Source organism: Actinomadura formosensis, from assembly GCF_050948385.1.
GTDB lineage: Bacteria > Actinomycetota > Actinomycetes > Streptosporangiales > Streptosporangiaceae > Spirillospora > Spirillospora formosensis.
Genome location: NZ_CP192011.1, coordinates 3,921,981 through 3,941,564, shown reverse-complemented (window position 1 = coordinate 3,941,564; position 19,584 = coordinate 3,921,981). Strand labels below are relative to the sequence as shown.

Here is a 19,584-nt window from a genome sequence, read left to right as displayed (position 1 = left end):
GGGACGCCGGCGGTGTGTCGCCGCCCCGGACACGGGTAGAGCTGTAGACCCGCCCGCCGGGCGGGGCAGTGAAGGAGCGCAGGCCACATGACGATCACGGGGCTCACCGGTGCCGTCGTCCTCGGCGCGACGATCGGGACCCTGGGGCGGCTGCTCGTGCCGGGCCGCCCCGGCATGCCCCTCTGGCTCCTGATGGCGGCCGGCGTCGTCGCCGCGTTCGCCGGGACGGGCCTCGCGCATGTGTTCGGGCTGGGCGAGGGCGGCTGGAGCCCCTGGGAGACGGCGCTGCAGATCGGGCTGGCGGTGGTCGGCGTCTACCTGGTGGCGGCGTGCTGGCCGAAACGCACCGGCCCCCGCCCCTAGGAGCCGCGCAGGACGGGACGCAGGTCGTCCAGCACGTCCGGATCCTCGATGGTGGACGGCACCTGCACCTCCTGCCCGTCGGCGATGCCCCGCATCACGCCGCGCAGGATCTTGCCCGACCGCGTCTTCGGCAGCGCCGGGACGACCGTGATCTCCTTCAGCGCGGCGACCGGCCCGACCTGCTCGCGCACCAGCGCGACGAGTTCGGCGGCCAGCTCCTCCGGCTCGGCCACCACCCCGCTCTTGAGCACCACGAGCCCGCGCGGGACCTGCCCCTTGAGCGTGTCCTGGACGCCGATGACCGCGCACTCGGCGACGGCCGGATGCGACGAGATGACCTCCTCCATCGTCCCCGTGGACAGCCGGTGCCCGGCCACGTTGATCACGTCGTCGGTGCGGCCCATCACCCACACGTAGCCGTCCTCGTCGATGTGCCCGCCGTCCCCGGTCAGGTAGTGCCCGGGGAACTTCGTCAGGTACGACTCGACGAACCGCTCGTCGTCCTGCCACAGGGTGGGCAGCGTGCCGGGCGGCAGCGGCAGCCGGATCGCGATGTCGCCGTCCGTGCCGGGCGGGACGTCCGCGCCGTCCGGGTCGAGGATCCGCACGTCGTATCCGGGCACCGGCACCGACGGCGACCCCGGCTTGACCGGCATCGGTTCCAGCCCGCGCAGGTTCGCCACGATCGGCCAGCCGGTCTCGGTCTGCCACCAGTGGTCGATCACCGGCCGGTCCAGCACGCGCGACGCCCAGCGGTAGGTGTCGGGGTCGAGCCGCTCACCGGCGAGGAACAGCGTGTCCAGCGCCGACAGGTCGTACCCGGCGAGCAGCGCGCCCTCCGGATCCTCCTTCTTGATCGCGCGGATCGCGGTCGGCGCGGTGAACAGCGCCTTCACCCGGTGCTGCGCGGCGACCCGCCAGAACGCGCCCGCGTCCGGCGTCCCCACCGGCTTGCCCTCGTACAGGACGGTCGTGCAGCCGGTCAGCAGCGGCGCGTACACGATGTAGGAGTGTCCGACGACCCAGCCGACGTCGGAGGCGGCCCAGAACACGTCGCCGGGCCCGACGCCGAACACGTTCTCCATCGACCAGCGCAGCGCGACCGCGTGCCCGCCGTTGTCGCGGACGACGCCCTTCGGCCGCCCGGTCGTCCCGGAGGTGTACAGGATGTAGAGCGGGTCGGTGGCGGCGACGGGCACGCACCCGGCGGGCTCGGCGGCGGCGACCGCCTCGTCCCATTCGATGTCCCGCGGCCGGACGAGGTCGGCGTGCAACTGCTCGCGCTGCCGGATCACGCACCGCTCGACCTTGTGCCGCGCCATCTCCAGCGCCTGGTCCAGCAGCGGCTTGTAGGGCACGACCCGGCCCCGCTCGATCCCGCAGGACGCCGACACGATCGCCTTGGGGCGGGCGTCGTCGATGCGGACGGCCAGCTCGCGCGCCGCGAACCCGCCGAAGACGACCGAGTGCACCGCGCCGAGCCGGGCGCACGCGAGCATCGCGATGACCGCCTCGGGCACCATCGGCAGGTAGATGACGACGCGGTCGCCGCGCCCGACGCCCTGCGCGCGCAGCGCCCCGGCGAACCGGGCGACCAGGCCGGTCAGCTCCCGGTAGGTGTAGGTGCGCACCGTCCCGGTGACGGGACTGTCGTAGATCAGCGCGGCCTGGTCGCCGCGGCCCTCCTCGACATGCCGGTCGAGCGCGTTGTCGCAGGTGTTGAGCTCACCGCCGGTGAACCAGCGGTAGAACGGCGGCGCCCCGTCGTCCAGCACCCGGTCCGGCGGGACGAGCCAGCGGACGTCGCGCGCCGCCAGCCCCCAGAAGCGGGTCGGGTCGGCGATGCTGCGTTCGTACGCGGCCGCGTAGGCGCCCATGTCGTCCTCCCGATGACGGGCCCGGCTCCAGCGGGCTCCGTGGCCCTGGTCTGCGGTGCGGCCCGGTTCGTGATTCGGGCCGCACCCCTATAGGGCACGGCGCGGGGCCGGTTCGTCAAGGGTCCGCGCCGCCCGGCCTGCGTCCGGTTCCCGGGCGCGGGCTCGTCAGTCGGGGTGCCGCAGGCCGTGGACGACGGCGATGAGCGCGGCCACCGCGGCGCCCGCGGCGACGATCCAGAAGCACAGCTCGTAGGCGCCGAGGGTCGGCAGCCCGGTGCCGTCGGCCGCCCGCCCGGCCAGGACGGACGCGGTGACGGCGCCCGCCACGCTGCCGCCCGCGGTGCGGACGAGCGAGTTGATCCCGCTGGCGATGCCGCTCTGGTCCATCGGGACGTGCTGGACGGCGAGCGTGCCGAGCGCCGCGTAGGCGATCCCGAACCCGGTGCCCTGGAGGGCGCTGAACACGAGCATGTCGGACACGTGCGAGTTGGACACCGCCAGCCACCCGTAGCACAGGCCGGCGAACGCCGACCCGACCGCGAGCGTGAAGGCGGGGCCGATCCGGGCCGCGAACCGCCCGGCCATCGCCGAGAACACCAGCATGGTGACCGTGCTCGGCAGCATGTAGAGGCCGACGTCCAGGACCGAGCCGTCCAGCCCGTACCCGGCCGCGCCGGACGGGGCCTGCACGAACCCGGCGATCAGCGTGAACGCGGCGAACATCGAGAAGCCGAGCAGCGCCGAGACGGCGTTGGCCGACAGCGACCGGGGCCCGACCAGCAGGTTCAGCCGCACCAGCGGGGCACGGACCCGCAGTTCGACCGCGACCCACACCCCGCACAGCGCGGCGGCGCAGCCGAACAGGGCGAGGACGCCGCCGGACGTCCAGCCCCACGCGTCGCCCTGGCTGATGCCGAGCAGCAGGCAGACCAGCCAGGCGGCGAGCAGCGCCGCGCCCGCGAGGTCGGGACGGCCGCCGGCCCGCACGCCGACGTCGTGGGCCGCCACCGCGACCAGCACCAGCGCGACCGCGGCCAGCGCGGCGGTGATCCAGAACACCGGGTGGTGGCTGTCGGTGCGGTCGGCGATCAGCCCGGTCACGATCATGCCGGCGCTGCCGCCGACGCCCATCGTCGCGCTCACGATGCCGATCGCCGTGGTGATCCGGTCGCGCGGGAAGGTGTCCCTGATCATGCCGATGGCCAGCGGGATCATCGAGGCCGAGACGCCCTGCAGGGTCCGCCCGGCGATCAGCGCCGGCAGCGAGCCGGACACCGCGCAGAGCACCGAGCCGGCCAGCAGCAGGACGAGGGCCAGCAGGATCATCCGCTTCTTGCCGTACATGTCGCCGAACCGCGCCAGCAGCGGGGTGGCGACCGCGCCGGCCAGCAGTGACGCGGTGAACACCCAGGTCACGTCGGTGATCGGGGCGTCGAAGCGGGCCATGAGCTGGGGCAGCAGCGGCAGCACGACGGTCTGCTGCACCGAGACGACCATCCCGGCGGCGGCCAGCGCGAGCAGGGTGCGGCCCGTGCGCGCGGGACCCGCGGCGCGGTGCCCGGTCGCCGCGTGCGCCGTGGCCGGGGCACCGGTCATGCGAACCTCCCGTGGCCGGTCGGCGGGGGTCCGGCCGCGCGGCGCAGTCCGTGCTCAGGTTGGTCAAGTGTCAGGTCCGGTAAGTGTAGGTAGGCCGGATTTGCCGCTCGTTACCGCCGGGGGGTGTCCGGAACCGGGCGATGCCGGTTCCGGCCGCGGGTGAACCGGTGATGTTCCCGGGTCGTTCGCGGTTGACGTGAGAGCAGTGTGTTCCGCTGAACCGCGGCGGGTGCGGGGTCGGGTTTTGCGCGGAGCCCCGGCCTCCGTAGGGTTGTCCTCCGTGGACCTTCGTCTGCACCACCCCCGCGCTGCGCTCCCCCGGACGGCCCGTTCCCGCGCGGCCTCCGCCCGCCCGGCCCGCCGTGCCCCCTCCTGCCGCGTCCCTTCCCGGAAAGGACGCTGATGCAGGTCGTCACCACCGCCGGCCACGGTGGGCACGGCAAGTCGGCGCTCGTGCGCGCCCTCACCGGCAGGGAGCCCGGCGAGACGGGCGCCTGGACGAAACTGCCCTCGGGCCGGCGCCTGGCGTTCGTGGACGCCCCCGGCGACGAGCAGTCCGTCCCGGCGATGCTCGCGGGCGCCGCGCCCGCGCCCGCCGCGCTGCTCGCCGTCGCCGCCGACGAGGGATGGATGCCGCAGACCGGCGAGCACCTGGACGCCCTCGGCGCGCTCGGCGTCCGGGCCGGCGTCCTCGCGATCACCAAGTCCGACGCCGCCGACCCGAAGCCGGCGCTGCGGCAGGCCCGCGAGCGGCTCGCCGGCACCGCGCTGCACGGCGTGGAGACCGTCGCCGTCAGCACCGTCACCGGCGCCGGGATGGACGACCTGGCCGCCGCGCTCGACCGGCTCGCCGGGCGGCTCCCGGTCCCCGATCCGGACGCCCCAGTGCGGCTCTGGGTGGACCACGCCATCACCGCCGGACGGCAGGCCGCCGTCACCGGCACCCTCACCGCCGGGACGGTCACGGTCGGCGACGAGCTGCTCCTCATGCCCGCCGGGGAACGCGTCCGGGTCCGGACGATCGGCTGCGCGGGGGAGCCGTGCGAGACGGTCGGCGGTGTCTCCCGCATCGTGCTGACCTTCTGCGACGCCGGGCGGGTGGACGCCGGCATGGCCCTCGTCACGCCCGGCGCCTGGACCCGCACCACCTGCGTCGACGTCCGCACCCGGTTCGGCGCGGCGTCCGGCCGGCTCGCGCGGCAGATGACGCTGCACCTCGGCGCCGCCGCCGTCGCGGTGCGGCTGCGGCCACTCGGCCCCGACACCGCCCGGCTCACCCTGAACACCCGGCTCGCCCTGCACCTCGGCGACACCGGCGTCCTGCGCGACCCGGCGCGCCGCTCGATCGCCGGGGTGAGCGTGCTGGACGTCCGGCCGCCGACCCTCGTGCGGCGCGGTGCCTCCGTGGCCCGCGCGCGGGAGCTGGCGTCCTGGCCGGACCGCCCGGACGGCACGATCGTGCTGCGCCGGCACGGCGTGCTGCGCCGCTCGGAGCTGACGCTGATGGGCTGCGCGCCGCCGCCGGACGCGGTCACGCTGAACGGCGAGTGGGTCGCCGATCCGGCGCACTGGGCGTCGCTGTTCGAGCGGCTCGCCGAGGAGACGTCCCGGCACGCCGCGGGCAGCCCCCGCGCGCCCGGCATCCCGCTGGAGACCGTCCGGCTGCGGCTCGGCCTCCCGGCCCGGCAGCTCGTCACCGCGCTCGTCCGGCCGCCGCTGCGGGTGGACGCGGGGCGGGTCTACGGCCCCCCGCCCGAGCCCGAACCCGCGCCGCGGCCGGCCGCCTCGTCCGCGATAGCCACCGCACCGCCCCCGCCCTGGGCGGAGCCGGTCGAACGGCTCCGCGCCGACCTCGCCGGCGCCCCGTTCACGCCGCCCACCGCCGAGCGCCTCGAAGAGCTCGGCCTCACCGGCGAACTGCTCGCCGCCGCCGAGCGCGCGGGCGCCGTGCTGCGCATCGACGACGAGACCGTCCTGCTGCCGGGGGCCGACCGGGAGGCGCTGCGCGTGCTGAACGGCCTGCCGCAGCCGTTCACGCCCGGCCAGGCGGGCGAGGCCCTGGCGACCAGCCGCCAGGTCGCCATCGCCCTGCTGCGCCATCTGGACCGGCTCGGCCTCACCGAACGCCGCCGCTCCTGACCGGCGCCGAAACCCTCCGGGACGGGAAAACCGGTTGAACGGCGGCCGGTGACTCTGGCCTCATTGATCGCGGTCCGGTTCCCGTCGATCAAGGAGAAGGCATGCCGTACCAGACGCTCAAGGGCGGCCGCGTTCCCATCCGGATGTGGACCGACCCGGCCGCCGTCGAGGATCTCGCCCTCGACCAGCTCCGCAACGTCTCCGCCCTGCCGTGGGTGGAGGGCCTCGCGGTGATGCCCGACGTCCACTACGGCAAGGGCGCCACCGTCGGCTCCGTCATCGCGATGAAGAACGCGGTGTCGCCGGCGGCCGTCGGCGTCGACATCGGCTGCGGGATGACCGCGGTCAAGTCGTCCCTCACCGTCGAGGACATGCCGGACGACCTGTCCGGGCTGCGGGGCCGGCTGGAGAAGGCGATCCCCGTCGGGCGCGGCTCCCACAAGACCGCCGTGGACCCCTCCGCGCTCCCCAACCTGAAGGAACGCGGCTGGTACGACTTCTGGAAGGGTTTCGACGACCTGCACCCGGCCGCCCGGCCCCGCCTCGGCCGCGCCCGCGCGCAGATGGGCACGCTCGGCGGCGGCAACCACTTCCTGGAGCTGTGCGCGGACGACGGCGGCGCGATCTGGCTCGTGCTGCACTCGGGGTCGCGCAACATCGGCAACGAGCTGGCCGAGCGCCACATCGAGGCCGCCCGCGAGCTCCCGCACAACCAGGACCTCCCGGACCCCGACCTCGCCGTGTTCCTCACCGGCACCGCGAAGATGGACGCCTACCGCCATGACCTGTTCTGGGCGCAGGAGTACGCGCGCCGCAACCGCGCCGTCATGATGGCGCTCGCGCAGAACGTCGTGACCGGCCGGTTCGGCGGGAAGCGCTGCCGGTGGGGCGAGATCATCTCCTGCCACCACAACTACGTGGCGGAGGAGGAGTACGGCGGTGCCGAGCTGCTCGTCACCCGCAAGGGCGCGATCCGCGCCGGCGCTGGCGACCTCGGCATCATCCCCGGCTCGATGGCGACCGGCACCTACATCGTCCGCGGCCTCGGCAACGAGACCGCCTACAACTCCGCCTCGCACGGCGCCGGCCGCAGGATGAGCCGCAACAAGGCCCGCAAGAGCTTCACGGTGGACGACCTGATCGAGCAGACCAGGGGCGTCGAGTGCCGCAAGGACGGCGGTGTCGTCGACGAGATCCCCGGCGCCTACAAGGACCTGGAGACCGTCATGGCCGCCCAGTCCGACCTGGTCGAGGTGGTCGCCCGCCTCCGCCAGCTCATCTGCGTCAAGGGCTAGCGCCCTGTAGGTGACCTGGCGGGGGCCGTTCACACCTGGCCGCATCCCGCCAGGTGTGAACGGCCCCGCTGCCTCACGCGTCCCACATGCGCCGCGCACACCAGCGACCGATGGGGCCCGACATGTACTCACCGCCTCCGCTACCGCCGCCTCTTCCGCCGCCCCTGCCACCTGCGCGGCAGCGACACGGTATGCCCGCGTTAGGTGTCGTCTTGGTCGGCCTCGGCTGCATGCTCGCTGGCTGCGTCGGCGGCGCGGCGATCGCCTCCAGTCCCGACTCCGGCACCCCCGCCGCGGCGAGCAGTTCAGCGGACCCCAACCCCTCGGCGACGTCGGCCAGGCCGAGGACGACCCGCACCCCGGGCGGGCACAGGAAGGTGCGGCCGACACCGAAGCGCACCACGGCCAAGCCCCGGCCGAAGCCCAGGGCGACGACGAGAGCTCCGTCGACGGACCCGCGGTATTCGACGTGCACGGAAGCCCGGCGGCACGGCCTTGGCCCGTACAGGCGCGGCATCGACCCCGAATACACCTGGTATGAAGACCGCGACCATGACGGCATGGTCTGCGAGAGCTGACCTATCCTGGTGCCGCCCGCAGGCGTCCCGGGGCGTGGCGTACCTTCCCCGTCTGGGGCCTCGCCGGCCTGGCCGGATTGTCCAAGTCCTTCCTGTCCATGGCCGAGCGCGGCCAGCGCGCCCTGGACCGCCGCTCCCACATCTCCGCCCTGGCCGCCGCGCTGCAGGCCACGGTGATCCACCACCACGACCGGGCCCGCGACTGGCTGGAGCGGGCCGCCGACCTGGCCGGGTGCGTTCCCGACACCCCCGCCCGCAACTGGGGGGCGTTCTCCAGGTCCAACGTCGCCGTCTGGACGGTCTCCCTCGGGGTCGAGCGCGGCGAGAGCGGCGGCACGATGCTGGAACTGGCGCGCGGCGTGGACGAGGACGTCATCGCCATTCGCCGCGGCCGGCACGCCACCTTCCTCGCAGACATGGGCCGCGGCCTGGCCCGCGACCCCAGGACCCGTTCACAGGCGGAGCGGTGGCTGCTGCGCGCCGAGCGGGCAGCGCCGCATAAAATCCGCAATTCTGGCCAAGTCGCCGAAACGGTCGCGGTCATGATCCAGCAGAACAAGAGCGCGGCCATGGGGCGTGAGCTGCGCGGACTCGCAGCACGGATGAGAATTCCGCACTGAGTTCACACTGGTGAACTTCCTGTGTGCCGGAAGATTTACCGTCCGTGGCCATGGAGACCACGGAGGAGACGGCCACGCTGGCATCCCTCGCCGACGAGCTGAGGCGGCCTGATTGGCGCGTCCGCCTGGAGGGCGGCGTCCTGGCGGTGACCAACCCCGCGACGCCGTGCCTGAACGACCGCATCTCCTGTGACGGCGTGCAGTTCCGGTGGGCCTGGGGGCAGGCCATCGGGTCCGTGACCGACGTGCAGGCCGCCGCAGACCGGATCACCTACGCCCTGCGCGGTCCAGCCGTGACGCGCCGCCCCTTCCAGACCGGCGCCGGTAGCGTGACCCGCGCGAGAGTGACGCGACAGCAGGAGGACATATGCGACTGCCCAGATGTGCGCACCGGCGCGAAGATCGCCGTGCAGTGGGTGCGCACCAGCGCGTCCGGCGGCGAGGACCAGGACCAGCCGGAGGAACCCGTCACCGGCGAGCCACCCGCCTCGGTGACGCTGCCCGAACTGCCCGCATCCGGGCGGGTGCCGCTCCGGCTCGTCGAGGAACACCTCGCCGCGCTCATCACGGGCGGCGGCAGCAACGAGATCCGCGCGGTCGAGCGCAAGTCCGTCCGGGCGGACCCGGGCCCGCGCCCGTGCGGCCTGACCGTCCATATGCATTCGGGCGCCGACGTGTTCGGCGTGTTCGTCCACATGACGCCAGCGGGGGCCTCGTTCTCGGGAGGTGAGTTCGAGCAGAGAGAGGAGGTGTGATCATGGCGAACTGCCAGTCGTGCGGTCAGAGCACGTCGGCGGGTAAGGGGCAGCCGACCCCGCCCACCAGAAGCCCGGTAGCCGCGCGAGCTGCTCCGGTGCCGGCCGGCCCGCGGTCTGAGCGGAGCGCAGACGCCCCGCCGAATTCGGCGGGGCGTCTCTCCATGTGTCCCCCCAGGTGAACCGGACGTGGGCGGAGCGCGTCACAGAACCACCCCCCGCTGCGAGAAGCCGACCCTTCCGAGACGGGACCCCCATGCGCACCCTTCCCTTACTCGCCGCAGCCGCCCTCGCCGCGCTCACGGCCACCGGATGTGAACCGTCCGAGCCGCAGCCGGCCGCGCCGCCGGTGACCGTCACGGCGACGCAAACGCCCCCTGCGGAGACCAGCTCGCCACCGGTGGCGGTGCCGTCCCCGACTCTGACGAAGATGACGGCCGCGCGGATCCGTGTGCCGCGCGTGGTCGGCATGAACCACCAGGAGGCGCAGAACTTGCTGCAGTCCAAGGGGCTGTTCATGCTGCAGGAGCGGGACGCGACCGGGCAGGGCCGTCTCCTGCTGTGGGATCGGAACTGGGTCGTCGTCCGGCAGAAGCCGAAGGCGGGGACGCGTGTCACGCCGGACGAGACGATCACCCTCTACTCGAAGAAGATCGGCGAGTAGGACACGACGAAGCGCCCCGCCCCCCACGTTGAACCGTGTTGTGGAGGGCTGAGGCACCGGCCGGGGGCGGGCCGCGTCACCGGGTGAGCGCGCGGTCGATGAACGCCGTGACGTCGGCGAGGACCTCCTCGCGGTTGGTCTCGTTGAAGACCTCGTGGCGGGCCCCGGGGTAGAGGCGTTCGGTCAGGTCGCCGCCGCGGATCGCCTCGATGCCGATGCGGGTGTCCGCCGTCCGGACCAGTTCGTCGGCCTCGCCGTGCAGGTAGAGGGTCGGCAGCGCACCGAGGGAACCCTGCTCGTTGACGCGGCGCAGCGCGGTGTCGAGGGCCTGGATCGTGGTCTTGTTGAAGGGGCCGTGCCAGACGAGCGGGTCCGCGGTGTACGCCTCGCCGACGGCCGGGTCACGCGACAGTGTGGAGGTGTCGATGGGCGCGTCCGGCATCTCCTCCAGCGGGAGCAGCTCGTCCACGGCGTGCCAGCGGCCGAGCACCGGCCCCGACAGCACCAGCGCGTCAAGCTGGCGTCCGTGCGACTGCGCGTACCGGGCGGCGATCAGCCCGCCCATCGAGTGGCCGATCATGACGACGGGCAGCCCGGGGTGGTCGCCGCGCGCGGCCTCCACGACCGTGTGCACGTCGGCGACCACGTCCTCGTAGTCCTCGATCAGCACGCGGTCGCCGGCGGAGCGGCCGTGGCCCATGTGGTCGGGCCCGCACACGACGGCGCCATGCCGGACCAGGACGTTCGCCACATGGTCGTAGCGGCCGAGGTGCTCGCCGTAGCCGTGCACGAGCACCGCGACGTACCGCCGCTCGCCGTCCGCCCAGATCCGGGCGGTGATCGCGCCCCGCGTCCCCGCGAACTCCCACTCCCGCACCGTCGCCACCCCGGCCTCCCTGATGCTCGGCAGACCGTAACGGTCCAACGGGATGCGACGAATCGTCAACCACCGCAATAGGCTGGTGGGACCGACCGCAATCCCCGGCGGGCCGCAGGAGCGGGCCGCCGGCCAGCAGGAAGGGGCGCCCGTGCTGGTCGACACCTTCGGCCGTACCGCGACGGACCTGCGGGTCTCGCTCACCGACCGCTGCAACCTGCGGTGTTCGTACTGCATGCCGCCGGAGGGACTGGACTGGCTGCCGAAGCCCGAGCTGCTCACCGACGACGAGGTGATCCGGCTGGTCGGCCTCGCCGTCCGCGACCTCGGGATCACCGAGGTCCGCTACACCGGCGGCGAGCCGCTGCTGCGGCGCGGCCTGGCCGGCATCGTGGCGCGGACGGCGGAGCTGACGCCGCGCCCGCAGATCTCGCTCACCACCAACGGCATCGGGCTCGACCGGCTGGCCGCGCCGCTCGCCGAGGCCGGGCTCGACCGGGTGAACGTCTCCCTCGACACCCTCGACCGCGACACGTTCCAGCGCCTCGCGCACCGCGACCGGCTGGCGGACGTCCTCACGGGCCTCGCCGCCGCGCGGGACGCCGGGCTGGAGCCGGTGAAGATCAACACGGTGCTGATGCGCGGGATCAACGACCACGAGGCCGCGCCGCTGCTGCGCTACTGCCTGGAGCACGGCTACCGGCTGCGGTTCATCGAGCAGATGCCGCTGGACGCCCAGCACGGCTGGACCCGGGAGAACATGGTCACCGCGGACGAGATCCTGGACCTGCTGTCCGCCGAGTTCGACCTCGCGCCGGACGGGGAGCACGAGCGGGGCAGCGCGCCCGCCGAGTCGTTCGTGATCGGCGGCGGCCCGGAGACGGTCGGCGTGATCGGCTCGGTCACCCGGCCGTTCTGCGGCGCCTGTGACCGGGTCCGGCTCACCGCCGACGGGCAGATCCGCAACTGCCTCTTCGCGACCGAGGAGTCGAATCTGCGGGACGCGCTGCGCGGCGGCGCCACCGACACCGAACTGGCCGACCGCTGGCGCAAGGCGGTCTGGGGCAAGCGCGCCGGGCACGGCATCGACGACCCGTCGTTCCTGCAGCCCGCCCGGCCCATGTCGGCGATCGGCGGCTGATGGGCTTCGACGCCGTCCTGCTGGCCGGCGGGCGGGCCCGGCGGTTCGGCGCCGACAAGCCCACCGCGCCCGTCGGCGGACGCACCCTCATCGAATGGACCGCCGCCGCCGTGGCGGACGCGTCCCGGCTGATCGTGGTGGGCCCGCGGCGGGACGTCCTGCCGGGCGCCGTCGTCGTCCGCGAGGACCCGCCGGGCGCCGGGCCGGTGCCCGCGCTGCGCACCGGGCTCGCCGAGGTCCGCGCGCCGTGCCTCGCACTGCTGGCCGCGGACATGCCGTTCCTGCGTCCCGTCCACGTCGCCCGGCTGCTGGACGCGATGGGGGAGCGCCCCGGCGCCGTCCTGCTGGACGGGGAGGGCCGCAGGCAGTGGCTCGCCGGCTGCTGGCGCGCCGGCGCCCTGCGGGAGGCGCTGGACGGCTATACGGGCGCGTCCCTGCGCGGCCTCCTCGGCCCCCTGGAGCCCGCCACGGTCGCGCTGCCGGGGGGCACGCGTCCCGCCTGGTACGACTGCGATACCCCCCAAGAGCTGGCCGCCGCCGAGCGTCTGCTTTGATCGTGGGGAAGCGGGCAGGGCGGCCGTGACCATCGAAGGGGGGACCCATGTCGGTGCTTGAGGACTGGATCAGCGCGGTGTGCCGCGAACTCGGCCTGGAACGCGGCGACATCGACCAGGGCCTGATCCTCGACCTCGCCCGCGACGTCGCGCACGGCGTCGCGCGGCCGGGCGCGCCGCTGACGGCGTATCTCCTCGGCCTCGCGGTGGGGCGCGGCACGCCCGCGCGGGACGCCGCCGCCCGGCTGACCGAGATGGCCGAGGGCTGGAAGGACGAAGCGCCCGCGCAGCCCGAGGTTCCGGAGCCGGCCGGCGAGCCCGTCCTCGACGAGGCCTGACCCGGCCTAACCCTCCCGCGGGGGCGCGTCGCGGTCGGCGACGGGGACCACGTCCTTGAGGAAGTCGCGGCGGCCGAGGAACGCCGACAGGCTCTCGCGGTGCTCGGCGCAGGCCAGCCAGATCTTCCGCCGGTCCGGAGTGTGGATCTTCGGGTTGTTCCACCGCAGCGCCCACACGGCGGCGGCGCGGCAGCCCTTGGCGGAGCACTGCAGTTCGTCGGGGCCGGTCCCGGAAGCGGAGTCGGTCATCCGGCAACTGTGGCACAGCCGCCGGGGCGGGAACGTTCCCGCCCCGGGTTTCGGCCCGGCCCGCGTGCCGGCGGCGCCGGCCGCCGTTACCGCCGCCCGCGCCGCGCGGCGCGCAGCGCCAGGCCGAGGGCGGCCGCGCCGCCCGCGATCGCGGCGCCGAGAACCCGGTTCTGCCGCCTGATGCGGGCCGGGATCTCCGCGTACGGCATCGTCGAGAACGACACCAGTTCGTAGCGGGAGACGTAGCGTCCCGCGAGGCGCCGCTCCAGCGCGTGCGTCGCCGCCCGCTTCGCCCGGTACACCGGGGACGACACCCGGTCGCGCATCTCGATGAAGTTGTCGAGCGCCATCTCGGCGATCGCGTCGGTGCTGGCCTTGCGCCGCTCCTGGTAGAGCGACAGTGCGCGCCGCCAGTCGCCGCCGGCCTCGGTCAGGCACCGGTCGATCTCGATGCAGTCCTCGAACGCGCAGTTCGCGCCCTGCCCGAAGAACGGGACGATGGCGTGCGCGGCGTCGCCGAGCAGCGCCACGACCGCTCCTTCGCCGTACCGCGTCCACGGCCAGCACCGGACGGTCACCAGCGACCCGACCGGGTTGTGCGCGTAGTCGCCGGTCAGATCCGGCATCAGGTCCACGACGTCCGGATAGTGCTCGCGGAAGCAGGCGGTGACCTTCTCGGGGGTGTCGAGCGCGTCGAAGTCGCCCTTCGGCCAGAACAGCGTGCAGGTGAACGACCGGTCCAGGTTCGGCAGCGCGATCATCATCGAGGTGCCGCGCGGCCAGATGTGCAGCGCGTCCGGGTCGAGCGCGAACTCGCCGTCCCTCGGCGGGACGGTCAGCTCCTTGTACCCGTGCTCCAGGAAGTCGGCGTCGTGCTCGAACCCCAGCGAGCGGCGGACGGCGCTGTAGGCCCCGTCCCCGGCCAGGACGACGCCGGCGGGCTCGGGGTCGGCGCCCTCCAGCAGGATCGCGCCGGCCTCGGCGTCCACGCCGGTGACGCGCTGGGAGAACCGGAGCGTGACGCCCGGTGTGGCTTCGGCGGCCTCCAGCAGCGACCGGTTCAGCTCGGCGCGGCCGATGGAGTTGATGGCGCGTTCCCGGTCCGCGCTGTAGGTCTGGAAGTTCTGCGCGCCCGGAAGGGGATGCACCATCCGCCCGTGCATGGGCAGCGCCTGTTTGAGCGACTGGTCGCGCAGGCCGACCTGCTCCAGCGCGGCGAGGCCGCGTGCCGAGATCGCCAGGTTGATGGAGCGCCCGCGTTCGGCGCCCGCGACGCGGGGGTCGGGGCGCCGCTCGTACACCGTCACCGGGATGCCGCGGCGGCCCAGCAGCACCGCCAGCAGGCAGCCCGCCAGGCCCGCGCCGACGACCGCGACCCGCTCGCCGTCACCCGCCATCGACGGGAACCTCCTCGGTCTGCGACCGGACCTCCCAGAGGTCGGGGAAGGCGGGGGCGAACAGTGTCCGGCGCAGGTAGTCGGCGCCCGCCGAGCCGCCGGTGCCGATCTTCGCGCCGATCGTCCGCTCGACCATCTTCAGATGCCGGTACCGCCACTCCTGGACGCCCTCGTCCACGTCGACGAGCGACTCGCAGACCTCGGCGGCCGGCGCGGACTCGTCGGCGTAGACGGCGAGGAGGACCTTCTGGACGCCGGGGTCCGGCTCCCAGGGCGCGGACTTGTCACGGTCCAGCACCTCCCGCGGGACGGGGTACCCGTGCCCGGTGAGGTAGCGCAGCAGCGAGTCGAAGACCGACGGCCGGGCCACCGCCGCCCGCAGCCGCGCGTCGTCGCGCAGGTCCGAGGCGGGGAACGCGCGCCGCCCGAGGACGGCCTCGATCTCGCGGAACTGGGCGCTCTGGAACCCGCTGGAGCTGCCGAGGACGGTGCGGAACGCGGCGAACTGCCGGGGCGTCATCGTCTCCAGCACGTCCAGCTGCCCGACCACGGTCTTGAGGATCTTGGCGATCCGGCGGGCGGTGTGCAGCGCCCCGGCGCTGTTGCCCTCCTCCAGCCGGCGCTGCAGCAGCTCGGCCTCGTGCAGGATCTGCTTGAACCAGAGCTCGTAGACCTGGTGGATGATCACGAAGAGCAGCTCGTCGTGCGCCCGGGTCTTCGGCTCCTGGCAGGACAGAAGGTCGTCGAGCCTGAGATAGCCGCCGTACGTCATCGCCGGAGAATCCGCCATCACGCCTCCTTGCGACATAACGGATGTATGCGCAGCATAAGGGATGCCTAAGATCGTGAAGGAGTTCGTGGGACGCGCCCGCTGAGCGATCACGGCGGTGTCCACCCGGGCCCCGCGGAGGCGAGCGCGGTGATGACGTCGGCGGGCCGGTAGGCCGTGTACGGGTGCTCGGACGCGGCGGCGACATGGTCGTCGAAGCACTCCAGGTCGCCGGGGGTGGCGAGCCTGCCCAGAAAGTGCGCCAGGACCACGGGGGTCGGGCCGAGGTGCCATGCCCCGATCAGCTGTGCGGTGGTCAGGCCAGGGCCGCCGAGGGCACGGATGGTCTCCACGTAGGCGCTCGGCACTGAGGCCATGGTGTCGAGGAGGGGGCCGTCCAGGTCGAACACCACCGCCCGGACACCGGGGGCACCACCCTCCGCGTCCGACCCGGTGGAGGCGGCATCGGTCATGTGGGCATCCCGTCCTCTCTGGTCAGGGGAGGTCGCCGGCGGTGGCGCGGACGGGGCGGAGGGCGGCGGTGATCTCGGCGGCCTGGGCGGCGGGGACGCCGGCGATGCCGAAGCCGGACTCGTTGAGGGCCTGGGTGGCCTCCTCGGCGAGGGCGCGGCCGGCCGGGGTGATGGTGGCCAGGACGACGCGGCGGTCGTCGGGGGAGGGGCCGCGGCCGACGAGGCCGCGCCGCTCCAGGCGTCCGATCACGTTGGTGACCGAGGCGGGATGCACCATGAGGCGGGCGCCCATCTTGCCCATGGGGAGGGTGCCGGTGCGGGTGAAGGCGAGCAGGCGCAGGGCCTCGTAGGCGGCGAACGTCAGCCCGTACGGCTTGAGGACGGCCTCGATGCGGCTCAGCAGAAGCTGCTGGGCGCGCATCACCGAGGTGACGGCCGCCATGTGGTCGGCGTGCTCGGGCCAGCGGGCGCTCCACTGGCGGTGGGCCTCGGCGATCGGGTCGGGGGTCTCGGGCACCGGACCACCGTATGCGGTCTTGACCTGCTCGCGCACGGAAACTATTTTAACTTCCAAATATTGGATGTCCAAGGTTTGGGGTGGAGACGGTGACGGGGGAACTGCACGCGCCGGTGCACCCGGTGCGGTTCGTGACGGCGGCGGCGTTGTTCGACGGGCATGACGCGGCCATCAACATCATGCGGCGCATCCTGCAGTCCCAGGGCGCCGAGGTGGTGCACCTCGGGCACGACCGGTCGGTCCGCGAGGTCGTCGACGCCGTCCTTGAGGAGGACGCGCAGGGCGTGGCGATCAGCTCCTACCAGGGCGGCCACGTCGAGTACTTCGAGTACCTGTCGCGCAGCCTCAAGGAGGCCGGCGCCGAGCACGTGAAGGTGTTCGGCGGGGGCGGCGGCGTGATCGTCCACGAGGAGATCGCGCGGCTGTCCGGATCGGGCGTGCGGATCTTCTCGCCGGAGGACGGGCAGCGGCTCGGCCTGCCGGGCATGATCAACGAGCTGGTGCGCGCGTGCGACGTGGACCTCGCCGCCGAGCCCGTCCCCGCGGCGGATGTGCTGGCGGGGGATCGGCGCGCCCTGGCGCGGGCCATCACCTGCCTGCAGGCCGGCGGCCTGCCGGACGCCGACCGGGCGCGGCTCGCCGAGGAGGCCGGCGGGCGGCGCGTCCCCGTGCTGGGCATCACCGGCACGGGCGGCTCGGGGAAGTCGTCGCTGACCGATGAGCTGGTGCGGCGGCTCCGCGTCGATCAGCGGGACCGGCTGCGCGTCGCGGTGCTGGCCGTGGACCCGACCCGGCGGCGCGGCGGCGGCGCGCTGCTCGGCGACCGGATCAGGATGAACTCCCTGGACGGCGAGCACGTGTACTTCCGCTCGCTCGCGACACGCGGCGCGCGGGAACTGCCGGAGAACATCGAGGACATCATCACCGCCTGCAAGGCCGCCGGGTTCGACCTGGTCGTCCTGGAGACGCCCGGCATCGGGCAGGGCGACGCCGCGATCGTCCCGCTGGTGGACGTGTCGCTGTATGTGATGACGCCGGAGTTCGGCGCCGCGTCCCAGCTGGAGAAGATCGACATGCTCGACTTCGCCGACGTGGTCGCGATCAACAAGTTCGAGCGGCGCGGCGCGGCGGACGCGCTGCGGGACGTGTCGCGCCAGCTCGTCCGCAACCGGGAGGCGTTCGGGCAGCGGCCCGAGGACATGCCCGTGTTCGGCACCAGCGCCGCCACCTTCAACGACGACGGTGTCACCGCGCTCTACCAGCACCTCGGCGGGCTGCTGGGGGAGCACGGGCTGCAGTTGCGGGACGGCGTCCTGCCGGAGGTCGCGACGAAGGTGTCCACGGGCGCCGCCACGGTGATCCCGCCCGGCCGGGTGCGGTACCTGTCCGACATCGCCGAGACCGTGCGCGCCTACCACGCCGGCACGGTGAAGCAGGTCGAGGCGGTGCGCCGCGTCCAGCGGCTGGAGGAGGTGCGCGCCGAGCTGACGGACGCGGCCGAGGTCGAGGGGCTGCTGGAGAAGGCGCGCCGCGACGTCGATCCGGGGAACGCGGAGCTGGTCGCGGGCTGGCCGGCCGTCGTGGAGTCCTACTCCGGCGACGAGCAGGTCGTGAAGATCCGCGACAGGGAGCTGCGCACCAGGCTGACCCGCGAGTCCCTGTCGGGCAGCCGCATCCCGCGCGTCGCGCTGCCGCGCTACACCGACCACGGTGAGCTGCTGCGGTTCCTGCGGAACGAGAACCTGCCCGGCGGGTTCCCGTTCACCGCGGGGGTGTTCCCCTTCAAGCGCGACAACGAGGACCCGGCCCGCATGTTCGCCGGCGAGGGCGACCCGTTCCGCACCAACCGCCGCTTCAAGCTGCTGTCGGAGGGGCAGCCCGCGACCCGGCTGTCCACCGCGTTCGACTCGGTCACCCTCTACGGACGCGACCCGGACGAGCGTCCCGACGTGTACGGCAAGGTCGGCACGTCCGGGGTGTCGATCGCCACGCTGGACGACATGAAGGTGCTCTACGACGGGTTCGACCTGTCGTCGCCCACCACGTCGGTGTCGATGACCATCAACGGTCCCGCGCCCACGATCCTGGCGTTCTTTCTCAATACCGCCATCGACCAGGGGCTGGACGCCTTCCGTGCGGAGCACGGGCGCGAGCCGTCCGAGGAGGAGGCCGCCGGGATCCGCGCGCGCGTGCTGTCGACCGTGCGCGGCACCGTGCAGGCCGACATCCTCAAGGAGGACCAGGGGCAGAACACCTGCATCTTCTCCACCGAGTTCTCCCTGCGGATGATGGGCGACATCCAGGAGTGGTTCATCGCCAACGGCGTCCGCAACTTTTACTCGGTGTCGATCTCCGGCTACCACATCGCCGAAGCCGGGGCCAATCCCATCAGCCAGCTCGCGTTCACGCTCGCGAACGGGTTCACCTACGTCGAGTCCTACCTGGCGCGCGGCATGGACATCGACGACTTCGCGCCCAACCTGTCGTTCTTCTTCTCCAACGGCATGGACCCCGAGTACAACGTGCTCGGACGTGTGGCCCGCCGCATCTGGGCCGTGGCCATGCGCGACCGGTACGGCGCCAACGAGCGCAGCCAGAAGCTCAAGTACCACGTGCAGACGTCGGGACGTTCCCTGCACGCGCAGGAGATGCACTTCAACGACATCCGCACGACGTTGCAGGCGCTCATCGCGATCTACGACAACTGCAACAGCCTGCACACCAACGCCTACGACGAGGCCGTGACGACGCCGACGGCCGAGTCGGTGCGGCGGGCGCTGGCCATCCAGCTCATCATCAACCGCGAGTGGGGCCTCGCGATGAACGAGAACCCGCTGCAGGGGTCGTTCATCATCGACGAGCTGACCGATCTGGTGGAGGAGGCGGTGCTGGCCGAGTTCGACCGGATCAGCGAGCGCGGCGGCGTGCTCGGCGCGATGGAGACCGGCTACCAGCGCGGCCGTATCCAGGACGAGTCGATGCTGTACGAGCAGCGCAAGCACGACGGCTCGCTGCCGATCATCGGCGTCAACACCTTCCGCCCGCCGGAGGCCGGCGACGGGACGCCGAAGACGATCGAGCTGGCCCGCGCCACCGAGGACGAGAAGCGTTCGCAGCTTGAGCGCGTCCACGGCTACCAGGACGCGCACCGGGAGGAGGCGCGGGCGGCGCTCGCCGCGCTCAAGGAGGCGGCGCGGGCCGGCGAGAACGTGTTCGCGGTGCTGATGGACGCGGCGCGCGTGTGCAGCCTCCAGCAGATCACCGACGCGTTCTTCGAGGTCGGCGGCCAGTACCGCCGCAACGTATGAGCGAAGCGAACCGGGGGGTGTGGGGGGTCGCCTCCCACAGGGAGCAGGGCATGAGCGAAGTGAGCCGGGGGGCG

General features: G+C 73.3%; 20 protein-coding genes. 11 read left to right on the top strand and 9 right to left on the bottom strand.

Annotated features, from left to right (window positions below; all coding sequences use genetic code 11):
- Positions 1-87 precede the first annotated feature (87 nt).
- The gene (locus tag ACQP1N_RS19000; RefSeq protein WP_433225677.1) at positions 88-363 is read left to right on the top strand and encodes a GlsB/YeaQ/YmgE family stress response membrane protein; all 276 of its coding nucleotides are present in this window, start codon (positions 88-90) and stop codon (positions 361-363) included.
- On the opposite strand, the gene ACQP1N_RS18995 is transcribed toward ACQP1N_RS19000, so the two are convergent.
- Positions 360-2,240 (bottom strand): propionyl-CoA synthetase, encoded by a 1,881-nt coding sequence (locus tag ACQP1N_RS18995; RefSeq protein WP_067795859.1) that lies wholly within the window; start codon positions 2,238-2,240, stop codon positions 360-362. The genes ACQP1N_RS19000 and ACQP1N_RS18995 overlap by 4 nt on opposite strands.
- 165 nt (positions 2,241-2,405) lie before the next feature.
- Positions 2,406-3,836, bottom strand: a complete 1,431-nt coding sequence (locus tag ACQP1N_RS18990) for an MFS transporter (protein ID WP_433225675.1) — start codon at positions 3,834-3,836, stop codon at positions 2,406-2,408.
- Positions 3,837-4,238: 402 nt separating this feature from the next.
- Here ACQP1N_RS18990 and ACQP1N_RS18985 point away from each other — a divergent pair, with 402 nt between their 5' ends.
- Entirely contained in the window at positions 4,239-5,975 is a 1,737-nt protein-coding gene (locus ACQP1N_RS18985) for a SelB domain-containing protein (protein ID WP_067795854.1), read from the top strand.
- Positions 5,976-6,076: 101 nt separating this feature from the next.
- Positions 6,077-7,270: an RtcB family protein gene (locus ACQP1N_RS18980; protein WP_067795851.1), complete on the top strand. Its 1,194-nt coding sequence runs from the start codon at positions 6,077-6,079 to the stop codon at positions 7,268-7,270.
- Positions 7,271-7,343: 73 nt separating this feature from the next.
- Here the strand turns inward: ACQP1N_RS18980 and ACQP1N_RS18975 are convergent, their stop codons facing one another.
- Positions 7,344-7,745 (bottom strand): hypothetical protein, encoded by a 402-nt coding sequence (locus ACQP1N_RS18975; protein WP_433232926.1) that lies wholly within the window; start codon positions 7,743-7,745, stop codon positions 7,344-7,346.
- On the opposite strand from ACQP1N_RS18975, the gene ACQP1N_RS18970 reads away from it, so the two are divergent.
- The 4 genes from ACQP1N_RS18970 to ACQP1N_RS18955 all read left to right on the top strand — a co-directional run bounded on the left by ACQP1N_RS18970 (position 7,648) and on the right by ACQP1N_RS18955 (position 9,887).
- Positions 7,648-7,848 (top strand): excalibur calcium-binding domain-containing protein, encoded by a 201-nt coding sequence (locus ACQP1N_RS18970; protein ID WP_433232758.1) that lies wholly within the window; start codon positions 7,648-7,650, stop codon positions 7,846-7,848. The two genes, ACQP1N_RS18975 and ACQP1N_RS18970, sit on opposite strands and share 98 nt — an antisense overlap.
- A 77-nt stretch (positions 7,849-7,925) precedes the next feature.
- Entirely contained in the window at positions 7,926-8,468 is a 543-nt protein-coding gene (locus ACQP1N_RS18965; RefSeq protein ID WP_433225672.1) for a hypothetical protein, read from the top strand.
- Positions 8,469-8,518: 50 nt separating this feature from the next.
- The gene (locus ACQP1N_RS18960) at positions 8,519-9,223 is read left to right on the top strand and encodes a hypothetical protein (protein ID WP_433225670.1); all 705 of its coding nucleotides are present in this window, start codon (positions 8,519-8,521) and stop codon (positions 9,221-9,223) included.
- Between the two features lie 256 nt (positions 9,224-9,479).
- Positions 9,480-9,887: a PASTA domain-containing protein gene (locus ACQP1N_RS18955; RefSeq protein WP_433225668.1), complete on the top strand. Its 408-nt coding sequence runs from the start codon at positions 9,480-9,482 to the stop codon at positions 9,885-9,887.
- A 76-nt stretch (positions 9,888-9,963) separates the two neighbouring features.
- Here ACQP1N_RS18955 and ACQP1N_RS18950 read toward each other — a convergent pair whose 3' ends face one another.
- Entirely contained in the window at positions 9,964-10,773 is an 810-nt protein-coding gene (locus ACQP1N_RS18950) for an alpha/beta hydrolase (protein ID WP_433225666.1), read from the bottom strand.
- 142 nt (positions 10,774-10,915) lie between these two features.
- Here ACQP1N_RS18950 and moaA point away from each other — a divergent pair, with 142 nt between their 5' ends.
- From moaA to ACQP1N_RS18935, 3 genes are read left to right on the top strand one after another with little or no spacing between them, the layout of a single operon-like run.
- A complete protein-coding gene (moaA, locus tag ACQP1N_RS18945) occupies positions 10,916-11,905 on the top strand; it encodes a GTP 3',8-cyclase MoaA (protein WP_433232755.1) in 990 nt (329 codons plus the stop codon).
- Entirely contained in the window at positions 11,905-12,459 is a 555-nt protein-coding gene (gene mobA, locus ACQP1N_RS18940) for a molybdenum cofactor guanylyltransferase (protein WP_433225664.1), read from the top strand. Before moaA ends, mobA begins: the two co-directional genes overlap by 1 nt.
- A gap of 47 nt (positions 12,460-12,506) precedes the next feature.
- Positions 12,507-12,797: a DUF6457 domain-containing protein gene (locus tag ACQP1N_RS18935; protein ID WP_067795840.1), complete on the top strand. Its 291-nt coding sequence runs from the start codon at positions 12,507-12,509 to the stop codon at positions 12,795-12,797.
- A gap of 6 nt (positions 12,798-12,803) precedes the next feature.
- Here ACQP1N_RS18935 and ACQP1N_RS18930 read toward each other — a convergent pair whose 3' ends face one another.
- The 5 genes from ACQP1N_RS18930 to ACQP1N_RS18910 form a co-directional block, all read right to left on the bottom strand.
- Positions 12,804-13,046 carry a hypothetical protein gene (locus ACQP1N_RS18930; RefSeq protein ID WP_067795968.1) on the bottom strand — a complete coding sequence of 81 codons (243 nt, stop codon included), beginning with the start codon at positions 13,044-13,046 and terminating at the stop codon, positions 12,804-12,806.
- 86 nt (positions 13,047-13,132) lie between these two features.
- Positions 13,133-14,443: an FAD-dependent oxidoreductase gene (locus tag ACQP1N_RS18925; protein WP_433225661.1), complete on the bottom strand. Its 1,311-nt coding sequence runs from the start codon at positions 14,441-14,443 to the stop codon at positions 13,133-13,135.
- Complete coding sequence (locus tag ACQP1N_RS18920; RefSeq protein ID WP_433225659.1) at positions 14,433-15,233, bottom strand: tryptophan 2,3-dioxygenase; 801 nt, start codon at positions 15,231-15,233, stop codon at positions 14,433-14,435. Before ACQP1N_RS18920 ends, ACQP1N_RS18925 begins: the two co-directional genes overlap by 11 nt.
- Positions 15,234-15,322: 89 nt before the next feature.
- Positions 15,323-15,685 carry an HAD family hydrolase gene (locus ACQP1N_RS18915; RefSeq protein WP_067805537.1) on the bottom strand — a complete coding sequence of 121 codons (363 nt, stop codon included), beginning with the start codon at positions 15,683-15,685 and terminating at the stop codon, positions 15,323-15,325.
- Between the two features lie 22 nt (positions 15,686-15,707).
- A complete protein-coding gene (locus ACQP1N_RS18910; RefSeq protein ID WP_242608646.1) occupies positions 15,708-16,238 on the bottom strand; it encodes a MarR family transcriptional regulator in 531 nt (176 codons plus the stop codon).
- A gap of 44 nt (positions 16,239-16,282) precedes the next feature.
- On the opposite strand from ACQP1N_RS18910, the gene icmF reads away from it, so the two are divergent.
- Positions 16,283-19,510: a fused isobutyryl-CoA mutase/GTPase IcmF gene (gene icmF, locus ACQP1N_RS18905; protein WP_433225656.1), complete on the top strand. Its 3,228-nt coding sequence runs from the start codon at positions 16,283-16,285 to the stop codon at positions 19,508-19,510.
- The last annotated feature ends 74 nt before the right edge of the window (positions 19,511-19,584 follow it).